This window comes from Bacillus sp. FSL L8-0528 (assembly GCF_038593085.1).
GTDB lineage: Bacteria > Bacillota > Bacilli > Bacillales > Bacillaceae > Bacillus > Bacillus paralicheniformis.
The window spans coordinates 382,123-404,087 of sequence record NZ_CP151961.1 but is presented as its reverse complement, the minus strand read 5'-3'; the positions used below and the strand labels follow the sequence as shown (position 1 = coordinate 404,087).

Genomic DNA, 21,965 nt, shown 5'->3' with positions numbered 1-21,965 from the left:
TGTTAGAAAATTTCCATCAATTTATCTAATTCATCAAGCGTTAGTTCGTCATCTCCAAGATCGCTCGGGGTCAGTTCGCCTCCATCCCGCTCTAAGCAATGATCGATCAATTGCAGCAAATAAGTTTTAAAGCTTGCGGCGACAGCGGCGACGGTGCTTTCTTTATATTCGAGTGAATGATAGGCGATGGACATTGTCAAAATGCCGTTTTCGATATAGCCGACGATGTCTAGCGCATTCGGTTTTTCCGTTTCCGGGCTGAGCGGGTCGCCGGACGGCAAGATGGATCTCGTGAACAGACCCGAATCCGCCATCTCTGTAAACTGGCCCAAATAGTTGAAGCTGATATCATGCTTGATCGGCTGCGCCTTTTTGCCTTCTTCGGTCAAATAACGATAAATGCCATAGCCGATTCCTTTATTCGGAATGTGGCGCAATTCTTCTTTGGTCTGTTTAATTTGATAGCCGATATCCCCGGAATGGCGCATTTGAATCAGCGCCGGGAACTGGCTTGTAAACCAGCCGACCGTCCGGGAAATATTCAAACCGTCTATGATGTCCTCCCGGCCGTGTCCCTCTAAGCAGATGATAAAGTCTTCCTGCCCCGTCCACTCTTTCAGTGCCAAGCCCAACGCCGTAAGCAAAATGTCGTTCATTTCCGTGTTATATGCTTCATGAACTTTTGTCATCAACTGTTCCGTTTCTTCTTTTGAAAGAGAAAACTCAGCCGTTTTTGTATGGCGCATCCGCTTGTCCTCTGCTTCATCGTCTTTCGGGAGCGCTGCCGTCTCCGCCTGCTCGATTTCCTGCCAATAGCCGATTTCTTTTGCGAAAGCTTTTGACCCTGCGTATTCTTTCAGGCAAGCCGCATATTCAGCAAAAGAGTGCGTCTTGTCTTGAAGAATGATCGGCTCCCCTTTTTCAGCCTGGGCGTACCCGGCGGCGAAATCCTCAAGGAGGATTCTCCACGAGATTCCGTCCACAACGAGATGATGAACGACGATGAGAAGATGATCGCCTTGATCCGTTTTAAAGATCGCCGCTTTCAAAAGCGGGCCTTCGGTTAAATCGATACTGCTTTGAATCCGGTTTGATGTCTTCAACACGGCAGCTTCAAGCTCAAGGCCCGATTCATTGAAGCGGATGACTTCAGGGCGAACCGCTGTTTCTTCCAGCCCTCTGTTGTACTGAACAATCCCGTCTCCATTTCGCTGATAAACCATGCGAAGTGCGTCATGATGTTCGATCAGCTTGCTTAAAGCCTTGCCTGCCGTTTCCGGGTCGAATCCCGTTAAAGCGTGAAGCATGACCGACTGATTCCAGTGATGCTCGTTCGTAAATCGGCGCTCAAAGAACCAGCGCTGGATCGGCGTCAGTATGACTTCGCCTTCGACAGGGTTCTGATCGATCGGCTGATCGTCGGCCGCTTGAACATAAACACTGAGCTCTCCGATCGTCGGATGCTGAAACAAGTCCTTCATCTCCAGCTTCCACCCGTGCTGCTGAAGCCGGCTTGCCATCTGAATTCCTTTGATCGAGTCCCCTCCGAGCGCGAAGAAATTATCTGTGATTCCGATTCGGTCCAGACCGAGAACCTCCTGCCAAATGTCCGCCAACAGCTGTTCCGTTTCGGTGCGCGGCGCTTTGTATTCGGCTGTCTGTGCTTCGACGTCAGGCTGAGGCAGCGCCCTTCGGTCGACTTTTCCGTTCGCCGTAACCGGAAGCTCATCAAGCTGCACCCAGAATGCCGGTACCATATAGTCCGGGAGCGTCTGCGCCAGCTTCCGGGCGAGGCTTTCTGTATCAAGCTGTTCGTCCGCAACGACATAGCCGCACAGCGCTTTGTTGCCGCAGGCATCTTCGATGTCGGTGACGACGGCTTCCTGCACTTCAGAGAGGCGCGCGAGCTGGACTTCGATTTCAGAAAGTTCGATCCGGAAGCCGCGGATTTTCACCTGCTGGTCGATTCGGCCGATGTACTCAAGCCGCCCGTCTTCCAGCCATTTGACCGCGTCCCCCGTCCGGTACATGCGCTCGCCCGGGACAAACGGGTCTTCCGTAAAACGTTTCGCCGTTTCCTCCGGTTTGTTCAAGTAGCCGCGCGCAAGCCCGCGGCCGGCGATGCACAGCTCACCCGCAACGCCGACAGGCCGGACTTCGTTGTTTTGTCCGAGCACATACGCCCGCGTATTGGCGATCGGCTTTCCGATTGAAAGCATTCCTTCATCAGGGTCAATCACCGCGCTCGTCGCAACGACTGTGTTTTCCGTCGGCCCGTAGTTGTTGACGAGCGTGTAGGAGCGTTTTGCGATCCGCTTCAGCTTGTCTCCGCCCGTAAGCAGTACGCGCAGCGACTGGTTGTCCAGCTCCATGAACTGTTCGCACAGCTGTGTCGGCAGGAACGTGATCGTTATTCCATTCTTTTCGAAGTATTCGTTCAAGCGCGTCATGTCCATCCGGATCGCTTCATCGATGATGTGAAGCTCCGCTCCGGCGATCCAGTACGGGAACATCTCCCAGACGGAAGCGTCAAAGCCGAAGCCGGCGTATTTCGCGCTTTTGTCCTCTTCGGTGACCGTGAATGCATCGTTATGCCAATAGCACAAGTTCACGAGCGACTGATGTTCGACCATGACGCCTTTTGGCTGGCCGGTCGTACCGGATGTGTAGATCAAGTATGCCAGGTTGTTTGGCTGTGTACCTGCCTGCGGGTTCACCTCATCGTCTTTTGTGATTTCTTCGCTCAGCATCGAATCGAGAAGAAGTGTTTCACCGCTGAATTCTTCAGGTGCGGCTAAGTTTGTTTGCGTCAAAAGCAGCTCTGCGCCGCTGTCTTTCAGCACGTATCCGATCCGCTCGGCCGGATAACTAGGATCGATCGGCACATAGGCCGCTCCCGCTTTTAAAATTGCGAGCACGCCAGCGGCCATTTCAAGCGAAGGCTTGACTATGATCCCGATCCGCTGTTCAGGATGGGCCCCTTTTTCGATCAGCAGCCGGGCCAGGCGGTTCGCCCGCGCGTTCAGCTCTTTGTACGTCCACTTCACACCGTTGTAAACCGCTGCCCCGCGGTCAGGCGTACGGAGGACTTGCGCTTCGAACAGCTCATGGACCGTTTTGTCCTGCGGCACAGCAAGCTTCGTCTCATTCCATTTTTGGACGATCCGCCGTTTTTCCGCTTCATCCAAAAGTGAAAGCTCTGACAGGCAGGCATCGGGATTTTCGGCAACCGCTTCGAGCAGATTAACCCAGTACCCGCTCCAGCGCTCGATCGATTCGTGCTTAAAGAGAGCTGTATTGTATTCCATTTCAAAAACGAGAAGTCCGTCCTCTTCCGCCGCTGTCAGCGTCAGATCAAACTTCGCGGTCTGATGGGCAAAATCATACGGCTTGAGTGTGATCCCTTCCATTGACAAGTCTTTCAAATCGGCATTTCGCATCGAAAAGACGGCATCAAACAATGGGTTTCGGCTCATGTCGCGCTGGATTTTCAGCTTCTCGATGAGTTCTTCAAACGGGTAATCTTGATGCTCAAACGCGCCGAGCGTCGTTTCTTTCACTTCCTCAAGGAATGCAGAAAACGGCTTGTCTCCTTCAGGACGCGTTCTTATTGCAAGCGTATTGACAAACATGCCGATGATACGGCTCAAATCAGCATGCGGCCGCCCGGCAGCCGGAGAGCCGACAATGACCTCGCTCTGTCCGCTCAGTTTCGATAAAAGCGCACTGTATGAGGCAGCAAGCACCATGTATAAAGTGCTGTCCGTTTCCTTGGCCAGTCTTCTCAACTGCTGGACAAGCTCCGGTTTCAGCGCAAAGCTGAGACGGCTTCCTTCAAACGTTTGAACAGAAGGACGCGGATAATCTGTCGGAAGCGTCAAAACAGGCAGTTCGCCGTCCAGCTCTTTGAGCCAGTATTCCTCCTGCATTTTGTGCCGTTCTGTCAGCAGGTGCCGCTGCCATACAGAAAAGTCTTTATACTGAATCCTCAGCGGTTCAAGCGCCTCTCCCGCATAAAGCCTTGTCATCTCATCGATCAGGACGCTGACGGAAGCGCCGTCTGAAATGATATGATGCATATCCACAAGCAAAAGATGTTTTTCTCCCGTGACACGTATGATGCTCATTCTAAATAACGGGGCCTTTGTTAAATCAAACGGCCTAATGAACTCTTCAATCAGCTTTTCCGCTTCTTGCTCATCTGCATCGATGACATCAATGGTCAATTCCGCAGCATCCGAAATCCGCTGAACAGGTTCGCCGTCCCTGATTTCAAACGTCGTGCGGAATGCTTCATGGCGCTTGATCAGCATTTGCGCGGCAGACTCAAGGCGCTTCAGGTCAAGCTTCCCTTCAAGCTGGAGAACGGCCGGCATGTGATAGCTTTTCTCTGCGCCTTCAATCTGCTGAAGGACGTACAGCCGTTTTTGCGCCGAAGATACCGGGTACGTTTCCCGGTCCGGCACCGCTTCAATATAAACGGCTGATTTTTTCTCAGCTTTTGCCGCAGCCTGTGCCAGGGTTTCGATTGTCGGCGCCTGGAACAAATCTTTCAGCTGCAGGTCAACATTCATCTCTTGCTGGATGCGGGCAATGAGCGTCATTCCGATTAAAGAGTGGCCGCCAAGTTCAAAGAAATTGTCATGCACACCGATTTTCGGTACATTGAGCACTTCCTGCCAAAGATCGGCAAGCTGCGCTTCTGTTCGGCTCCTTGGCGCCGTATATTCCTTTTGCGCGACCTGCGCGACATCCGGCTCAGGCAGCGCCCTTCTGTCAACCTTTCCATTGCCTGTGAGCGGAAGCTCCTGCAGCTGCATAAACACGGACGGAATCATGTAGCCCGGCAGACCTTCTGCCGCATGTCGGCGAAGCTCTTCACTCGAAAGCTCCTGATCGGCCGTAAAGTAAGCACAGATCATTTGATCTCCCGCCCCGGTGTCAACAGCAAGAACAGCGGCTTCCTGAACCATGTCATGTGTGAGGAGATGGTGCTCGATTTCGCCGAGCTCGATCCTCTGTCCGCGAATTTTGACCTGATGATCAATCCGTCCGATAAATTCGAGACATCCGTCGGGAAGCCATCTCGCCATATCGCCCGTCCGGTAAATCTTCTCACCGGTTTTGAACGGATGGGCCGTAAACTTTTCTGCCGTCAGTTCCGGGCGTTTAAAATAACCGCGGACAAGGCCGTCTCCGCCGACGCATAATTCTCCCGCAACCCCCGCCGGCTGTACATTTCCGAATGAATCAAGAATCAGAACCGCCGTATTGCTGACTGGCTTCCCGATTGGTATAGCCTGCGCATCGTCCGGCACTTCGTTGACTGGATGATAGGTTGTAAAAACAGTGCTCTCAGACGGGCCGTACATATGAAGCAGCCGTCCTTTGCCAACTGTGTTCAGAGCTCTTCTGACATGATCGACAGATGCACGTTCGCCGCCGAACAGTACCCTGCGGAGTCCCTTCAAACTGTCCGGCTCCAAGTCTGTCAGCAGATTAAATAATGCGGTCGTGATCATTAAGACGGTAACCTTTTCTTTTTCAAGTACATGTGCGAGCCGGCTCATATCAAGAATCGTGTCTTTTGGAGCTATCACCAGCTTGGCGCCGTTCAGCAATGAACCGAACACATCAAACATAAAGGCGTCAAACACATAATTTGAAATCGAAAGAACGATATCGGATGTCATCACATCCAAGTAATTCGTGTTTTTTACCGTACGCAATATATTCCGGTGAGAAACCATATTGCCTTTCGGCGTCCCTGTCGTTCCAGATGTATACGTTAGATTTGCCATTGCTTCCGGAGAAATTGGAAGCCGCAAATCAGACGCATCTCCCATATAAAGGTGTTCATCCTCAAGAAATAGGATGTCGCCGCCAAATCCGGCCGCCTCAGCAAGCGGCGTCATCGCCTTTTGCGTTAAAAGAACCGCCGCTCCGCTGTCCTCGAAGAAATGTTGCACACGTTTTTCCGGATGATCCGGATCGATCGGCACATAAGCCCCGCCGGCTTTCAGCACAGCGAGAATACCGATGACCATTTCAGCCGACCTGGCGGTAAGAATGGCTGCTGTCGTGCCGGCCCGCACACCTTTTTCGCGGAGGCGCCTCGCCAATTGGTTCGCTTTCCGATTGAGCTCACCGTAGGACCATACTTTGTCTTCAAATTGCAGGGCGGGATGTCCGCCTCTTTCTGCCGCCTGTTCCTCAAATAGCTGAACGATCGTTTTCTCCCGCGGATAATCGCTTGCCGCGGGGTTGAACGCGACGAGCTGACGATTCGTTTCCTCTTCTGTCAAAAGGCTGTACTCGCCGATCCTGCGGAGCGGATCAGCCGTCATGCCCTCGAGAAGGTGCAAATACGCTTTCAGCATCCTTTCAGCCGTATCTTTTTTAAACAGCTTCGTACTGTAATCCAAATCAAGAATCAATTGTCCCTGCTCTTCTTTTGCCTGCAGCGTCAGGTCGAACTTTGCAATATTGAAGTTCGTTTCATAAATCGAGAGGTGCAAATCGCCGAGCATCGGAATGTCTTCCCATGCATTTTGCAAAATAAACATCGTGTCAAAGACAGGATGACGGCTTAAATCGCGCGATGCACCAACCTTTTCCGCAAGCCGCTCAAACGGATAATCCTGATGCTCAAAAGCGTCGATTACCGTTTTCTTTACATCATGCAGGAAGTCTCTTAACGTTCTGCCCGGCTCCACTTTTGAACGGATCGCCAGCGTATTGACAAACATGCCGATGATCCCTTCCAGATCGGCATGTCTGCGGCCGGCCGCCGGCGTCCCGACAATCACATCTTCCTGCCCGGAGTACTTTGCTAGCAGCATGTTGTATGCGGCCAGCATGACCATGTACAATGTCGCGCCGTTTTGCTCTGCCAGCACGGCTAATTTTTCTTTCATGTCTTTTGGCAGAACTGCGGATACCCTGTCTCCTTCAAAGCTTTGAACAGACGGCCTCGGCTCATCCGTTATCAGCTGCAGTACGGGAATCTCGACGGCAAACACGCTTTGCCAATAAGCCTCTTCTTTTTGAAAACCTTCTTGTGCCTGCGTCCTTTGCCAGAAGGCATAATCTTTGTAATGCAAATTCGGCTCCGGCAGTTCTTCCCCTTTATATAGTGCGGCCAGCTCATTCAATATGATCGAAATCGACACGCCGTCAGACACAAGATGATGCATATCGAACAACAGCAAATGTCTGCCGTTTGCGAGACGGGCGAGACCCGCTCTCATCAGCGGAGCTTTGGCGAGATCAAAGCGGCGGACAAAAGATTTTGCCATTTGTTCGATCGGCTTCCCATCTGCTTCAACCTTTTCAATCTTGAACTGAACCCTTTGATGAATGTTCTGTCTCGGCTCGCCATCGACAACTGTAAACGAAGTCCGCAGCGCCTCATGCCTATCAATCAGTTTTTGAAAAGCAGCTTCAAGGCGCTGAACATCGAGGGCGCCCTCAAGCATCGCCGCAGCCGGCATATTGTAGCCGACTCCGGCATCCTCCAGCTGGCTGACGATATAGATTCGCTGTTGCGCCAATGAGAGAGGATAATCGTCACTTTCCGGCGCCGGTTCAATTACCGTGTATCCGTCTTTCTCCGCTTCAGAAACAAAGCCGCTTAACGCCGCCACTGTCGGTTTTTCGAACAGGATTTGCAACGGAACCTCGACTCCGAAAGCTTTATGAATTTTTGCCAGCATGGCCATCGCTTTGAGAGAATGGCCGCCCAGTTCAAAAAACTGGTCGTGGATTCCGACTTGTTCAGCTCCGAGCACTTCCTGCCATATCCCCACCATTTTTTCTTCATATTCATTTCTCGGCGCCGCATACTCTGCAGTCCCGCTGACAGAGACTTCATGGCGAAGCAGCGCTTTCCGGTCGACTTTGCCGCTTCCCGTCAACGGTATTTCATCAAGCTCGACAAAGCGGGAAGGTATCATATAGTCAGGCAGATGCTTGGATAAATGCTCCCTCAGCCCCTGAAGATGAATTTTTCCGCTTTGTTTTGGCACGACATAAGCGCAAACCTCAAGGCTGCCGCCGGTTTCAGGCCGCGCGAGGACAACTGCTTTTCCGACAGCAGGGGCTCCTTGCAGCACCGACTCTATCTCGCCAAGCTCGATCCGGTAGCCGCGGATTTTCACTTGATCGTCTTTTCGGCCGATGAAATCAACCGTACCGTCAGGAAGCCAACGTACAGCATCTCCTGTTCGATACATGAAACCTCCGGGGACAAACGGGTCTTCCAAGAACTTGTCTGCGGTCATGTCAGGCAAGTTCAAGTAGCCTCGGCCGACCCCGTCTCCTGCAATATACAATTCCCCTTCGACACCATCAGGAAGGAGTGCACCGTTTTCATCCAAAATATAAAAACGGTTGTTTCCAATCGGCCTGCCGATCGGGACATAGGCCGTATCGCCTTGAAGATCTGCGCGGTTTGTAATCGTAAAAGAAGAAGCATCCACACAAGTTTCAGTCGGGCCGTAAACATTCGTAACAGCAGGCACGGACTCAGCTGTTTCTGCAAATAATTGAAGCAGCCTTTCCGTTGCGACCCTTGATAAAGCCTCTCCTCCAACAAGCATATGCCTCAGTTTGACACCTGAAAGATCATCGGCCGCAGACAAAAGCTGCAAATGAGCCGGTGTACCGTCTGTCACATCGATTTGATGACGGCGGTAATAATCCGATAAAGCGCGTCCGTCGGAAACCGTCTTTTTCGGTACGATGTACAACGTTTGGCCGAGCAATAGAGACGTAAAAATCTGCTGAACGGAAGCATCAAAATGAAACGGAGCCAGAAGTGCCAGTTTCAAATCATCCTGATCATATGCACCAACGGCCTGCTGAAGCCCTCTTACAAGGTGGTGGACCTGCCTGTGTTCAATCATGACGCCTTTTGGACGGCCCGTTGTACCGGAAGTATAAATGATATATGCCAGATGTCCGGCGTGCGCCGCTGAAGACGGATGACCGTTTTCCCACGATTCAGAAAGCGCTTCGCTGAACCGCACCGTTTCGGCCGTTTCAAAAGTCAGCCCGCTGTCTGTGATAACCGCTTTGACCTTTGAATCCTCCAGCATAAAACGAATTCTTTCTTCCGGAAATCCGGGATCGATCGGTACATAAGCTCCGCCGGCTTTCAAAACGCCCAGCATCGCCGTGATAACCCGCTCTGACCGCTCCATCACTATCGCAGCCGGAGCGTCAGGCCCGATGCCTCTTCTCCGAAGCGCCCTTGCCAGACGATTTGATTGTTCATTCAACTCGCGGTACGAAAGTTTTTGTCCTTCATATACAACCGCTGTTTTTTCGGGATGATCGGCTGCTTTTTGTTCGAATAAATCGTGCAGGGTCATGTCCTTGTCATATGCGATAGTTTGGCTTGATGCACGCTTTAACAGCCGCTCTTTTTCAAAAGCGGGAACAATCTCCAGTTCAGCGATTGTTTTTTGCGGAAACAACAGGGCATCTTCAAGCAGCGCCATCAGCCGTTCATATAAAACGGCCATTTCTTCACAAGTGAAAAGCTCCTCCCTGTAATCAAAATCAATCGCAAGCGTCCCGGTGTCCCATCTCTCTTTCACGTGAATGGAAATATCGTTTACTTCACTGCCGCTGAAAATCGGCTCGGTAAGAAATGACAACGTTTCTTTCCGCTGCCATTGCATAACTTGATATTCCAGTGAGACGGCGAACAATTTGCTGATATGCGGCTGTCTTTCCCGCAAATCATTAATCAGCAGATTGTACGGATACTTTTGATGCCGAATGATCTTCAGCTGATCTTTCATTCTTTCCTGCACAAATGCACTAAAGTCCTGGTGTACATCAATGGAGGCTTTCATCGGAATCGTCGACACGAACATCCCGAGCATCTGTTTTTCTTTTGCATTTGTCCGGTTACCCATAAATGTGCCGAGAACGACGTCTTTTTGTCCGGTTACCCGGTGCATATAGATGTGCAAAATGGATAAGAACAGGGAGAGTACACTTATGTTGTGTTCCTTACAATACGTTTGAATTTTTTTATACAGGGCAGGGGAAATCTCTTTTGAAAAGCGGGCTGCATCCAATTGTATCTGATACGTATCGCTCGCCTTTAACGATACGGGCTCCGGAATCACTTCATATTGTGCGTTCCAATATGCTTTATCCTTCTGGAACCGCTTCGAATTTTCATACTCCAACTCACTCTGAATATGTTCCGTAAATGATGACTGAACAGGTTCGAGGCCGGTTTCCCCTTTGGCAAGCTTCAAATAAATGCCTGTAATGCGGTTGCCCAAGATCGTCATCGAAATACCGTCGGAAATGATATGATGAACTTTTGCAAAAAACCAGCTTTCTTCCTCACTGATGCGAACGACGGCAAATTTAAACAGCGGACTTTCATACAAAGGCAGGGGCCGGCGCGCCTCAGCTTGTCCCCATTTAAGAACGCCGTCCGCTCCTCCGATTTCTGAAGCGTCAAAATATTCAATCTGGAAAGGTTCGTCTTCCGCTATATATTGCTTCGGCTCATCCCCGCCTTCAAGCATCAGCCTGAATCGCATGGTTTCATTCGTACGAACAAACTGGCGAATGGCTTCAGTCAATAACCCGGAATCGATTCCGGAGACAGATTTTAATTTTCCAAAGCCGCTCAAATTTGAAACACTTGTGCCGGGATAGAACTTTTCCGTGTACCAAATTCTCCTTTGAGCATGTGTCAGCGGGTAAAATGTGTTTCCCATTCTTTATTCCTCCTTTATCTCTTGCTATGTATGACGATGCGAACAGCCAAGCCGCAATGCAATGTTGCGGTATTGCGATGAGCGAAAAACGCTGTCACAGATTTGTCATTTCCAATAAAACATTATATTGGAAATAAAAAGAAAAGAGCCCACCCGAATAAAAACGGGCGAACTCCCTGTTTATTCGGCAACCTGTCAACCGTAGCACCGTCAGTACCTTAGGCCATGGCTTTGCGTCCCTGCGTTTCCGCAGGTTTGCCTTTATCTGCTTTTCTTGATATAAATTCATTTTCTGCTCACAGTTCACTTTAAATGAAAATTTTGTTTTTTTCACCGAAAAATAGGTGAAAAGTTTCATGCGGGATGCCGAATGTTATCCATGAATGTTAATGCGCGATCCCGAAATCAATAAAAAAATATGCGGGAAAACGAAAAAAATCGCTTAATTCCGCAAAAAATTCCAAATCCTAGATAAAGAGTATATTAAAATATTAAAAAAACAGTCTTAACTTCATGAATAAACCATGAAAATCCGTTAAGGCTTAGGCGTTTCCTTTTACAATGTTCATTCAAATAAAACGTTTCTTTTACGCGGCCGTTTAAACTGACGAGAAAAGACAAACAGCTTGCGAAAACATTGAAGCAGAACGGAAAATCGCTGAACTGTCACATTCTAAACGGTATCTTGAAATACTTCCGATGTTCCATACAAAAAAGCAGGCTGAGTTTCGCCTGCTACACGGTTTTTGAAAGCCCGCTCGTCCGCTCGATGATGATCAGCGCGATCACTGAAACTGTGATAAAAATAACCGAAATCGCATTAACGCTCGGATCAAACGTCTGGTCAATATAGCTGAACGTGCGCACCGGTACAGGCGTGACAGCAGGTGAAGAAACAAACAGACTGATTGATACTTCCCCGAATGACGTCACAGCGGCAAAGACGGCTCCCGCAATGATTCCCGGTTTAATGAGCGGCAAGGTAACATGAAAAAAGGTATACCATGGACCTGCGCCGAGATTCATGGATGCCAGTTCAAGCTTCGGATCCACGTTCGCCATGCTGACGCCGACCGTCCGTAAGACATACGGAAGGCTGATCAACATATGCCCGGCGGCCAACCCGACAAATGTGCCGTTTATCCCAAGCATTGTCAATAAATAGAGAAATGACACACCTAATGCGATTTGGGGAATCATCAACGGCGATAAAATAAAAGCCTGAATCCCCTGTTTTCCAGGAAAGTTCAGTCGCGCCAATGCATAGGCTGCAACTGTTCCGAGGATCACCGCAAGAGGCGTTACAACGAGGAGCAGCATACCGCTGACCCAAATCGATTCCATCCAGCCGCTGCTGCTGAAAACTCCGGCAAACCAGCGCAGCGAGACGCCTGATGGCGGGAACTTCGGATATTCGTCCGGGCTGAAAGCCGACAGTATAATCACAAAAACAGGCAGCGCCAAAAAAAGGTATACCAATATACCCGCCGCCCAAACACACGCATCAATCCACTTTCCCCCAGACAAACGGCGCAAACGTCTACCCATTTATTCTCGCCTCCCAACGCTTTTGGAAAAAGCCAAGGATTCCAATAACCACGCTGACAACGGCTAATAAAGTAATCGACATGGCTGCTGCAAGAGGAAGATGAAAGACTTGCATGACCTGCTGATAGATTGATAACGGCAGCAGCGGCTGCATCCTTCCGCCGACGAGTAGAGGCGTAATATAGCTTCCGGCCGAAAGCGAAAACACGATCATTGCTCCTGTCAGCAATCCTGGAACCGTCATCGGCAAGGTCACGAAAAAAAATGTCCGCAGCCTCCCCGCTCCAAGGCTCATCGAAGCAAATTTAAGATCCGGTTTCATTTCGCTTAAAGAACCGGCGAGCGGCAGCACAGCAAACGGCAGCATAACCTGGACATATGCGATGATGACGGCGTTCATATTCCATAAAAGCGGCAGGGGCTTTTCAATCAGCTTCAAGCTGATTAGCGCCTCATTGACGATCCCGTTTTGCGAAAGCAGCACAATCCAGGAAAACGTCCGAATGACAACACTGGTCAATAAAGGGGAAACAAGCAATATATAAAACAAAGCCCGCAGCCTGCCGGTTGGCGCCTTAACGAGTAAATATGCCGCCGGATACGCCATCACAAGGCATAATACAGTGGTCTTCAACGCCGTCCAAAGCGTTATGCCGATTGTTTTCAAATAAATGTCTGAAGAGAACACTTCGACATATTGAGAAAAACTGTACGTATCGAGCGTATTCATCATAGCGTCTACGTCTCTGAAACTTAATAACAGCAGCAGAACAAGCGGCAATACGAGAAAAACGCCGAGAAATAAAAGGACGGGAACAAGCAAAACCCAATAAAACCGTTTTTGTTCAAGAGCACCCATCTGCATCCTCCTTTACATCCAGCGGAACAAAATCGTCCGGCTCCAAAGAAAGATACACTTGATCTCCCGCCTTCGGCAATCTTGGAAATTGAGGATCGGGTGCCTGAATGATCCATTCTCCTTTGAAAACAGCGGCTTTCAGCCTGAGAGCATGCCCGGCATAACTGACTTCCGTTATCGTTGCAGGCATTTCAATCAGCCTGTTCTTCTGCTTCTCGAAAGAGACTGAGATTCTCTCGGGCCGCACCATGAACAATACAGAGGATTTTTTCATGAGATTCCGACTGATTTCAAAAGTCAGCGGAACACCTTCATATATTTCGAAATCGGCCGCTTCATAGCCATAACCGCCTGATGAAGGCTGTATCTCCGACGCACGCGCTTTCAGCAAATTGACCTGTCCGATAAATTCGGCGACAAATTGATTAGCAGGCGTGCGGTACACGTCCAACGGAGTGCCGAGCTGCTGAAGCCTGCCGCGGCCGAGGATTCCAATTCTGTCCGATAAGCTTAAAGCCTCCTCCTGATCGTGCGTCACTAAAATCGTTGTAATGCCGACGCGCTTTTGGATGCTGCGCAGCTCCGTCTGCATTTCTTTTCGAAGTTTCGCATCCAAGTTGCTCAGCGGCTCGTCTAGCAATAGCACAGACGGCTGAATCGCCAATGCCCGGGCAATCGCCACCCGCTGCTGCTGGCCCCCGCTCAGCTGACGGGGCATGCGATTAGCAAACGCTTCAAGCCTGACAAGAGCGAGACTTTCCATCACCCGTTCTTCAATCTTGCGGCGGGGCCATTTTCGAACTTTCAATCCGTATGCAACATTGTCAAATACGCTGAGATGCGGGAATAAAGCATAATCCTGAAAAACCATTCCGATATGTCGGTCGTATGGCGGCAAATCAGTTACATCTCGTCCTCCTATATATACAAACCCTGACGTCGGTTCAAGGAACCCGGCAATGATATGAAGGAGCGTTGACTTTCCGCAGCCGCTCGGACCGAGGAGAGAGAAAAATTCCCCTTCTTTGACTTCAAGCTGTACGTCTTCCAATGCGATGGTGTTTCCGAAATGCCGGCTGACATGCTGAATCTGAATTGCGCTCATGTTTGTCACCTATTTTCCGCCAAGTACTTGATTCCAGCGATTTGTCCAATCGCCCAGATCTTTTGCCGCGACTTCATAGTCAACCCATTTTAAATTCCTGTAATAGTCCTCCCCCACTTTAATCTTTCCTTTTAATTTATCGCTGTATTTCACTTTTTTATTGGCCATGCCGTAAAATGTTCTATCGGCAAAATCTCCTTGCACTTTTGGACTGAGCAGGTGATTTAACAGCTTGTATGCGTTATCCTGATTAGGGCTTCCTTTCATCAAAGCCCAGCTTGCAACGGCTGCGACGGCACCTTCCTCGGGGTATGCAAATCCCAGGTCAAGACCGGCATCCTGCAAAGAAAAAGCGCGTCCGTCCCAAAACGGGACAACCCATGCATCTCCGCGTTCCAAAAGCGTTTGTATCGAGCCCGGATTATCGGGATAGGCCGTTATGTTGTTCTTTAAATCCGCCAAACTGTTAAACGCTTTATCCACGTCTTTCCCATTTGACTCCAGGCCGCCCTGGGCATTGATTAATCCTACAAAAAACTGAAGTCCCGCCGAATAAGCCGGCGATGATATGGCCACATGACCTTTATAGCTGCTGTTCCAAAGATCCGTCCAGCGTTTAGGCTCCTGCGGTACAAGGTCCTTTCGGTAGACAATTCCGAGCTGCCCCATACTGAAACCGGCCGCATACTGCTTTCCATCATCAGTGAAGCGTTTCTGAACGGAATGATACAGATCGCGGACATTTGGAACCTTTTCCTGATCGATCGGCGCCAGCAATCCCGCCGACTGTGCCCTGTGAATTGTATCCGGCTGCAGGATTAAGAGATCATACGGAGCATTTCTGCCATTTGCAGCTTTGAGCTTTGTAAACCACTCAGAGTCTGTCCCTGCGACGACTTTGACCTTCAGCCCTGTTTCTTTTTCAAAAGATTCAAGGCTAGGCTTAATATGTTTTTCCCAATCGCCTCCATAGACGCCGATCACGACTGTATCTGATTGTTTGCTTTCCTGACTTCCGTTTCCGCCGCAGCCCGAAAGAAGGAGCACCGCTACAAGAGACAGAATAAATAAAGCAGAAATTTTACTTTTCATTGTCATCTCACCATTCCCGTGTTATTTTTGCCAGCCAGTTTTTCCACAGCGTCCGCAACGTCGCTTTTGCTGATCGGACCGTTATGTTCTTTTGAAAAATAACGGTGGACTAAATGTTTAACATGTGATCTTTGATGAGCCGGAAGCTGTCGCAGAAGCCGGGCTAATGTGCTGCTGGCTTCCTCTGTCCAGCACCGTTCGTATTCTTCTCTGGCAAGCCCGAAATCCCATTGTTTCCCAGGTTCGCCTGCTTTCTTTTTTCTGATTTCAGCCGTTTCTTGCAGATCTATAATAAAGGAGCCTGCATCGTTTTCTTTTACAGCCGCGCCGTATTGATGGTATGCCGCTTCCGGGCTCAGCAAGCCCGATTCAACTTCTCTCAAAATCGATTCAGCTTCCCGGCTGTATGGATCTCCCCAGCCTCCGCCGCCAGGCGAATGAATGCTGATAACATCCCCTTTGTTGAGCTTTAGAACGTCGATCTTCGAAATCGATTTCTCCTGAGGCTGCTCCGGATAAAGACGCACCCGTCCGAGCGCTCCTGCCGTTCCCCCGGCGAGCCCCCACGGATGAAATCGCATTCTCTCCATCCCTCTTGCGGTCACAATTGATTCTGGCGCCGCTGCTTCAAACTCCAGCCCGATTGCATGGCCGCCCCTGTGAAAACCGGCTCCGGCGGTATCTTTAATCAGCTCATAGCGGCGGACATGGATGTCAATGTGCTGTTCAAGGCTTTCAATCGGCGTATTTTTCAAAAATCCGGATGCATGGTCAATACCGTCTGCTCCGTCCATGTCATGCTGGCCGCCGCCCCCGCCTCCCATCGGTTCGACCACCGACATCTTCCGGCCGCCCGTTGATTCGTCGGGAACCGACAGTACGACAATCGCTGACTGACCGGCACCTGCTGCAGGCACAGCTTTCGGGTGCGACTTGGCCAAAGCGCCCAGTACGGCATTATAAAGTCTCATCGTAATCGAATGGCGAATGCCGACGGCCGCTGGATATTCCGGATGAACGAGCGTACCTTTCGGAGCGATAACTTTGATCGGCCTTGTCAGTCCCCCGTTAACCGGAATATACGGGTCTTCACTTATGATAAAGTTGATCAGGCCCTGAAATAGAAATGAATGTTTGCTTCCATTAGTGACAAGGTTAAATGCGGTTTTCACCTGGGGATCACAGTCTGAAAAGTCCAATGTGATTTCCCCTCCCGAGACGTTTGCCGTAACAGCCAAGCGGATCGGAACGTCAGAAATCATATCGTCATCAAGATAATCTGAAAAACTGTATGTGCCTTCCGGAATCCCGCTGATAACCCTGCCGGCTCTCATCGCTGCTTGTTCGAGCAAATCATCCATTCCTTGTTGGACCGCTTCTTTTCCAAACTTGCCGACCATCTCTGTCAATCGGTTCTCCGCCGTATTGACCGCGGCCACCATCGCATGAATATCCCCTTCATTTAAGTCGGGAACCCTGCTGTTTGCCCGCAGCACATTCAATATATCGCGATTTTCTCTTCCCGCTTTGTAAATTCTTACCGGCGGTATTCTCAGGCCTTCCTGATGGATGTCTGTCGCTGTCGGCGAAATGCTTGCCGGAACAAGGCCGCCGACATCGCTGCAATGGACAAAACACCACGCATAACTGATGACCTCGCCCTCCATGAAAATCGGCTTCACCACATGTATATCAGGCAAGTGGGTCGCCAATCCGTCCGTTGTATAGGGATCGTTTGTGAGGATAATGTCTCCCGGTTCAAACGGGTCGCTTTCTTCGATGATCCGTTTTAATGAAAGCCCTAAAAAAATCGTGACGCCGACCGTTTTCGGATAAACAAAAAACTCCCCTTCCGGCGTCGCAAGCGCAGTAGCGAAATCGGCCGATTCTTTTACAAATGTGGTAAAGGACGTCCGTTCAATAACGTGTCCCATTCCCGCGGCTATCGCGTTAAAGTAGCTTCTCATCATTTCCAGCCGGGCAGGATCTGTGCGCATGGTCAGTTCTCCTTCCGTTCAATGATCAAATTTCCGGCATGATCGGTTTTTCCGTTCCAATTTGGCAAAATCAGCGTCGTTGTATCACCCTGCTCAACAATGGCCGGTCCATTTATTTTCTGTCCGCATCTTAAATCTGAACGTCGGTATACAGCGGTTTGATATGTACCGCCTTTTATGATGATCTTTCTTTGGCTGACCGGTTCAGCCTCGGGCAGATTACTTCGGCCTCCTTTTCCGCCTGGCGGCTTCGGTGTCTTGCCTATGATGCGGACGCGCATATTCATCAACTCAATGCTTGCTTTCTCATCGCTGTGTCCATATTGCTTTTCATGTAAAAGGTGAAAGGAGTCCGCGATTTCACTCGTGCTTTTGCCTTCCAGGTATTCCGGTGAAACAAGGAGCTCAATTTCGTATGCCTGACCTTTATAACGGGCATCAAGCAAGTAAAGAAGAGAGGTTTCCGTCAGCAACTCCGCCTGTTGTTTCCTCAGCCATGTTTCCACTTGCTCTTGCAGCCTCACAAACTCTGCTTTTAACTCGGCCGTTTTTATTTGTTCAAGCAGCACCTGTCTTGAACATACAGCATCATAAATAAAATCCGCCGTCAGTGCGCCTAAAGCGGACAAGGTTCCCGGATGCGGCGGGATCAGCACATTTTTGGCCTGAATTTCCTCAGCCAAAAAATTAGCCGTGACCGGTCCTGCGCCTCCAAAGGCCATGAGGCTGAATTCACGCGGGTCAAACCCGTTTTGCTCCATAACATTGCTTAGTTCCGTATACATGCTGGCAAGCGCAACCTGAATCATCTGATCCGCGGCCTGCTCCACATCTGTGCCTAAATACTCGGCAACCGGGAGGAGCGCTTCTTCGGATCTTTCCCGGTACAGTTTCATATTTCCTGATGCAAACCGGTTTGGATTTAAATAATGACATATAAGAAACGCATCTGTAAGTGCGGCCTTTGTTCCTTTTCCGTAACAAGCCGGCCCCGGATCAGATCCAACTGATTCCGGTCCTACTTTCAAGAGACCGCCGCTGTCAATCCATGCCACCGATCCTCCGCCGGCACCGATCGAATACATCGCTACAGACGGAATCGTAATCGGAAATCCAGAGATTTGATTTAACTGTGTAAAAGTCGGTTCTCCTTCTTCAACAATCGAAATATCCGCGCTAGTTCCTCCGACATCAAATGTGATGATATTCGCCTCTCCGGCGGCTTCCGCCGTTCTGATGGCTCCGATGACCCCTGCTGCCGGTCCGGAAAAAAGCGTTTTGACAGGTGCCTCGGCAGCCGACTCAATGTCCATCAGTCCTCCGTTAGACTGGGTGATAAACGGCTGCGCTGAAATTCCTTCCAGGGCAAGCCTCTCTTTCAGCGTTCGAAAGTAGTGATGGACATTCGGTTTGATGTATAGGTTCGCGACGGTCATAACCGTCCGTTCGTATTCCCTCATTTGCGGCCAAAGCTCCGCAGACGTTGCCACCTCAAGCTCAGGTGCTATTTGTCTGATCCGTTCTGCAGCCTGGCGTTCATGAAGCGGATTCCGATAGCTGTGCAAAAAAGAAACAACGATTCCTTTTAAGCCTTTTCTTACAACTTGTCCAACCGCCTCATCGATCTGTTCCATATGGAGCGGCAGCTTTTCAGAGCCGTCATAAAGCATTCTTTCTTGAATGGGAAACACGTTTTTCCGGGGAATAAGGGGCTCCGGCATTCTCGATCTAAAATCGTACGGTATCGGAAGCCGGAGGCGTTGAAACGAAAGAATATCACGGAAACCTTCGGTTACGAATAAAGCAATATCAGCCCCTTTGCGTTGTAATAATGTGTTCAAACCGATTGTCATGCCGTGTACGAAGTGATGAATTTCTGAAGGGTGAACACCCTGGGTCTTCAAGAGAGCCAAGCCGTTGATGATCCCTTGGGCCGGATCTTCGGGAACGGTCGGCGTTTTAACTGCGGTCATGCTCCCGTCCGCCTGGTTTAACAATGTAAGATCGGTAAAAGTTCCTCCAATATCAATTCCAAGCCGGTAACCTTCTTCATTCAATCCCGATCTCCCCTTTTAAAAATATCCCTTTTTTTAAAATATTTTACTATCATACTAATCAAGCATGAGAAAGTAGTCAATTATGTTTAATTACAATATTCCAAGTCTTTTTTATTTAATATTTTATTTTAAGATACCATAAAATCACATTTTTAATTGTGTTGTTCACAGTATTTCATATTTTTGGTGTTCTGCTTTTCTTCGGTCCGACGACACAACCCCGCCATAAAGAGGACTAATTAACTACTAAAATAAAGGTCATCCATCAAGACAAAAAGCCTAAACGGCTTGCAAATTTGATCACAAAGATTCATTTTCATGGATATTCAGGATTTATTGCCCAATCCTCTGTGACAAAGTGGTACACTCTGTACTAAATAAGTCGCAGGAAGGGCAGATTTCCAATGAAAGTCTACGAAGCGGAAACCCTATTATCAGCTATGAAGCAAAGATCTGATGAATATAAAAACTTGAGAGAACAGCTCGTCAGCTTAAAAAAATCGTTAAACAGCGTCGCAGAACTTGATGAGTTCCAAGGAAAAGGCGCCGATGCCATTAAAGCGTTTTACAGAGACCAATCAGGGATCGTAGACGGCTGGCTGGATTTAGCTGATATGCAGATTCAGTTTCTGAATGGTGTATCTGCTGCCGCCGAAAATGCCGGACTTTCAGAGGACACATTCGTTGATGTTCAATTTCTTGAACAGGAGCTTGCAAATGTCCACATTCACTCTCAAAACATGGTCTCCGCACAGCAACAAGAACTGTCGAATATTTTAGGACAGATTGATGATTTAATATCGTTACAGCCGTTCTCATCCGATGAAATCAAACAGCAGCTCGATGCTGCAAACCAAAACAGAAAAGACACAATTAAAGCTGTCGAGGATCTTGACGGGCTGCTCCAAAGAGAATACTCGGCCTCTGAGCAAATTCAGCAAATGATCCAGACCGACTACTCCGCCTTGATCGACGCAACAGGAAAAGGGAAAAATGCATCTCCGCTTAACTACAATTCACATATCTATCAAAACAGCGAAGTCTACAAACTGAAACATCGGATGCATCAAGAGGCCAGAAGCTACATCGCAAATAAACAAAAACAGTATGAAACAGGAAAAGCCGAAAAAGCAGAGGAACTTTAGGCATTCAAATTGTTTAAAACCCCGTTTTCACAACGGGGTTTTTTGTTCATCTTGTCAAAACGCCTCCGTCTTAACCGATATGGTATATACAGGTGAAACAAAAGGGGGAAAAGCAGTGAAGGAAAAGCGATTTAAGCTGAAATTGGGAACGGAAAAAATCCCAAAACGACTTTAGTTTTGGGATTTTGTCATCCTTTCAGCGTGACCCGCAACCCTTGCAGTCTAGGAATGCCGGGCATCAGAGAAGACTTTCACAGGATATGATGACGGCGGTGTTCAGGCAGGACGCCTCAGAACGTCAGCCACCCGATCCTCCTCCTATTCGTGAGACCGATTTAGCAGGCCTGACAACGACTGCGAGGGTTTGTCGATACGCTGGGCTGTCGTTAAAACGGCAGCTTCATCTTTTTCGCCGTACAGGAAGTCAAGTCGCCGATAATGTCTTCTGCACACTCATACGGCTGATCAATTTGCAGCATCTTCCTCAGAACGGATTTAAACCCGGACGATAGGCTGAGCTCTTCTTCCCAGCATTTTTCTTCCTCGCCGGACGGAGTAAACCCGGAGTACAGGAGAAACAATGCGAAATGTCCCAGCGCATAAAAGTCACTTTTGACTGAAACAGCACGCATCAGCCTTTTCTCCGGGTGCCGGTCATCAACTCGTTCTCTTTCAGTCAGACGGCATGCCAGTCCGAAATCTATGATGCGGATCGTTCCTCCACTCACAATCAAATTGGGAATCCTCAAGTCGCGGTGAATAACCCCTCTCCTGTGAAGAAGTGAAACGCTGTGAAGCACTTCCATCAATATGCTGATCGTTTGCTGTTCATCAAAGACACGCCCATCATAAAAGAGCAAATCTTCAAACGTTTTTCCTTCGATATACTCCATTATGATAAACCGCTCGCCGTCCGCTTGAAGCACCTCATATATACGGGGCGCGGCAGGCAGATCCAATTCCCGCAAAATTTCAGCCTCGCGTTTGAAAGACCGCCGTCCGGCTGATGTCCATGCTTTTGTTTTTCTCTGCTGCTTGATGACGCGGAAACCGGCTCTTCCAAGTTCTTCGGCAAGATATGTGATGCCGTAGCTGCCCATCCCGAGCACACGGTTGATTCGATATCTCCCCTCCAAGACGGTTCCTTTTTTGAGCGGGCGGTCAAACAGCCATCTCATCAATGTTTTCACGCGATTTAGCTGCTGCCGAAAAATTTCTTATGCTTTCTTTTGTAATGGTGATGACCGTACCCTTTTCTTTTATAATCGCTGCTGCTGTATTTTTTGTATGATTTCCGTCCGTAATCACTGCTGCTGTATCGTCGGTTTTTACCGTTTTGAAGTGCCTTCAATAGCTTGCGAAGCAACTCGATCAGCTCCTTTTCTGTCTTGTATTTCATATCATTCGCGCA

The 21,965-nt window shown here is 49.2% G+C and carries 10 protein-coding genes and 1 riboswitch; of the genes, 1 reads left to right on the top strand and 9 read right to left on the bottom strand.

What is annotated here, in order from left to right:
• Positions 1-2: 2 nt before the first annotated feature.
• The 7 genes from licA to MHI30_RS02055 form a co-directional block, all read right to left on the bottom strand.
• Positions 3-10,751: a lichenysin non-ribosomal peptide synthetase LicA gene (licA, locus tag MHI30_RS02085; protein ID WP_145699670.1), complete on the bottom strand. Its 10,749-nt coding sequence runs from the start codon at positions 10,749-10,751 to the stop codon at positions 3-5.
• 183 nt (positions 10,752-10,934) lie between these two features.
• A riboswitch (cyclic di-GMP riboswitch) is annotated at positions 10,935-11,021 on the bottom strand.
• Positions 11,022-11,486: 465 nt separating this feature from the next.
• Complete coding sequence (locus MHI30_RS02080) at positions 11,487-12,299, bottom strand: ABC transporter permease (protein ID WP_075753837.1); 813 nt, start codon at positions 12,297-12,299, stop codon at positions 11,487-11,489.
• Positions 12,292-13,158: an ABC transporter permease gene (locus MHI30_RS02075; RefSeq protein WP_025810784.1), complete on the bottom strand. Its 867-nt coding sequence runs from the start codon at positions 13,156-13,158 to the stop codon at positions 12,292-12,294. Before MHI30_RS02075 ends, MHI30_RS02080 begins: the two co-directional genes overlap by 8 nt.
• Complete coding sequence (locus MHI30_RS02070; RefSeq protein WP_075753835.1) at positions 13,145-14,263, bottom strand: ABC transporter ATP-binding protein; 1,119 nt, start codon at positions 14,261-14,263, stop codon at positions 13,145-13,147. Before MHI30_RS02070 ends, MHI30_RS02075 begins: the two co-directional genes overlap by 14 nt.
• 9 nt (positions 14,264-14,272) lie before the next feature.
• Positions 14,273-15,355, bottom strand: a complete 1,083-nt coding sequence (locus MHI30_RS02065) for an ABC transporter substrate-binding protein (RefSeq protein ID WP_075753833.1) — start codon at positions 15,353-15,355, stop codon at positions 14,273-14,275.
• A 2-nt stretch (positions 15,356-15,357) separates the two neighbouring features.
• Positions 15,358-17,352, bottom strand: a complete 1,995-nt coding sequence (locus MHI30_RS02060) for a hydantoinase B/oxoprolinase family protein (protein ID WP_075753831.1) — start codon at positions 17,350-17,352, stop codon at positions 15,358-15,360.
• A 2-nt stretch (positions 17,353-17,354) separates the two neighbouring features.
• Positions 17,355-19,409 carry a hydantoinase/oxoprolinase family protein gene (locus MHI30_RS02055; protein ID WP_075753829.1) on the bottom strand — a complete coding sequence of 685 codons (2,055 nt, stop codon included), beginning with the start codon at positions 19,407-19,409 and terminating at the stop codon, positions 17,355-17,357.
• Positions 19,410-19,813: 404 nt separating this feature from the next.
• Here MHI30_RS02055 and MHI30_RS02050 point away from each other — a divergent pair, with 404 nt between their 5' ends.
• Complete coding sequence (locus tag MHI30_RS02050; RefSeq protein WP_075753827.1) at positions 19,814-20,554, top strand: LXG domain-containing protein; 741 nt, start codon at positions 19,814-19,816, stop codon at positions 20,552-20,554.
• A gap of 386 nt (positions 20,555-20,940) precedes the next feature.
• On the opposite strand, the gene MHI30_RS02045 is transcribed toward MHI30_RS02050, so the two are convergent.
• Positions 20,941-21,744, bottom strand: a complete 804-nt coding sequence (locus MHI30_RS02045; RefSeq protein WP_075753825.1) for a protein kinase — start codon at positions 21,742-21,744, stop codon at positions 20,941-20,943.
• Between the two features lie 5 nt (positions 21,745-21,749).
• Positions 21,750-21,953: a hypothetical protein gene (locus tag MHI30_RS02040; RefSeq protein ID WP_128814219.1), complete on the bottom strand. Its 204-nt coding sequence runs from the start codon at positions 21,951-21,953 to the stop codon at positions 21,750-21,752.
• Between the last annotated feature and the right edge of the window lie 12 nt (positions 21,954-21,965).

Excerpts from the sequence above, each read along its gene's own strand:
- licA (WP_145699670.1), bottom strand. The coding sequence starts at position 10,751 with ATGGGAAACACATTTTACCCGCTGACACATGCTCAAAGGAGAATTTGG.
- MHI30_RS02080 (WP_075753837.1), bottom strand. The coding sequence starts at position 12,299 with ATGGGTAGACGTTTGCGCCGTTTGTCTGGGGGAAAGTGGATTGATGCG.
- MHI30_RS02075 (WP_025810784.1), bottom strand. The coding sequence starts at position 13,158 with ATGGGTGCTCTTGAACAAAAACGGTTTTATTGGGTTTTGCTTGTTCCC.
- MHI30_RS02070 (WP_075753835.1), bottom strand. The coding sequence starts at position 14,263 with ATGAGCGCAATTCAGATTCAGCATGTCAGCCGGCATTTCGGAAACACC.
- MHI30_RS02065 (WP_075753833.1), bottom strand. The coding sequence starts at position 15,355 with ATGAAAAGTAAAATTTCTGCTTTATTTATTCTGTCTCTTGTAGCGGTG.
- MHI30_RS02060 (WP_075753831.1), bottom strand. The coding sequence starts at position 17,352 with ATGCGCACAGATCCTGCCCGGCTGGAAATGATGAGAAGCTACTTTAAC.
- MHI30_RS02050 (WP_075753827.1), top strand. The coding sequence starts at position 19,814 with ATGAAAGTCTACGAAGCGGAAACCCTATTATCAGCTATGAAGCAAAGA.
- MHI30_RS02040 (WP_128814219.1), bottom strand. The coding sequence starts at position 21,953 with ATGAAATACAAGACAGAAAAGGAGCTGATCGAGTTGCTTCGCAAGCTA.